Below are 1,439 nucleotides of genomic sequence, written 5' to 3' on the forward strand. Positions count from 1 at the left end.
TGAACTGCACCCCAATTGTTAGACACACCTAACAAGAGGAGGTGCAGTTTTTCTATGTCTAAATTTACTCTAGAAGAGAAATTATCTGTAGTTCAGCGTTATTTGGAAGGTTCCGAAAGTTATGCTTCGCTTGCTACGTCTATTGGAACAGCCAAGGTGATCGTTCAGAACTGGGTGTTGCAATACAAACATCATGGTGTAGATGCTTTCACAAAGCCATATACAAGCTATTCAGCTCAGTTTAAACTAGACGTACTTCATTATATGAATACTTATGGGACGTCTTCGTACGAAACAGCTGCCATTTTCAATATTCCCTCTCCTGGCCTAGTAAGAAAATGGAAGGCTCAATTTCAAACTTCAGGACTAGACGCCCTACGATCTAAGAAAAAGGGGCGTTCAATTATGAAAAAGGAATCAAAGAAAGCAGCGGAAGTTGAAGGTTCAGTCGAAGCATTGCAGCAAGAAATCGAACGTTTACGCATGGAGAATGCTTACTTAAAAAAGTTGAATGCCTTAGTTCAAAGCAAGGAAAAATTACAAAACAAAACAAAGCGCAAGTAGTATTTGAACTGAGGACCGATTTTCCATTAACAGCCTTACTCAAACTCGCTGGCATTCCACGCAGCACTTATTATTACTATGTAAAGACCTTCGGTCTTCCAGATAAAGACGCCGAATTAAAAGTATTGATTCAGACTATTTACCATGAGCATAAAGGACGCTACGGATACCGTCGTATCAAGGACGAGCTAAAGAATCTAGGGCATCTGGTGAACCATAAAAGAGTACAACGGGTTATGAAAGAGCTAGGCTTAAAAAGTATGGTTCGGATGAAAAAATATCGCTCGTATAAAGGGAACGTTGGAAAAATAGCACCGAACATTTTGAATCGTAGCTTCCAAGCGCATAAGCCAAATCAGAAATGGGTAACTGATATAACGGAGTTTAAACTTTTCGGAGAAAAGCTTTATTTATCCCCAATGCTCGATCTATTTAACGGAGAAATAATCACCTATGCTGTTGATACAAGACCAAGCTATTCCCTTGTTTCCACTATGCTAGAACAAGCATGTACACGCATAACAGAAGAAGACGAGTTACTCATACATTCTGATCAGGGATGGCATTATCAAATGAATAAATACCAACATGCTCTAAAGGAAAAAAGCATTACGCAAAGCATGTCTCGAAAAGGAAACTGCTATGATAATGCTGTAATTGAGAGCTTCTTTGGTATCCTAAAATCGGAATTTTTATATATCCAAGAGTTTGAAAGTATCGAACATTTTAAGGAAGAGTTAGCGAAGTATATTGACTACTACAACAATAAAAGGATCAAAGCAAAGTTAAAAGGTTTGAGCCCAGTTCAGTACCGGACTCAAACCCTAAATGTTGCTTAATTAAACAAACGTGTCTAACTTTTTGGGGTCACTTCA

Annotated in this window: 1 protein-coding gene; it reads left to right on the plus strand. The window is 38.4% G+C overall.

Annotation, left to right across the window (positions count from 1 at the left end):
• The first annotated feature begins 54 nt into the window (after positions 1-54).
• A protein-coding gene (locus tag EIZ37_RS25475; RefSeq protein WP_134687569.1) for an IS3 family transposase occupies positions 55-1,403 on the plus strand; the annotation gives its coding sequence in 2 pieces (ribosomal slippage) (positions 55-499 and positions 499-1,403; 1,350 coding nt in all).
• The last annotated feature ends 36 nt before the right edge of the window (positions 1,404-1,439 follow it).

The organism is Brevibacillus migulae, from assembly GCF_004521915.1.
Classification (GTDB): Bacteria; Bacillota; Bacilli; order Brevibacillales; family Brevibacillaceae; genus Brevibacillus_F; species Brevibacillus_F migulae.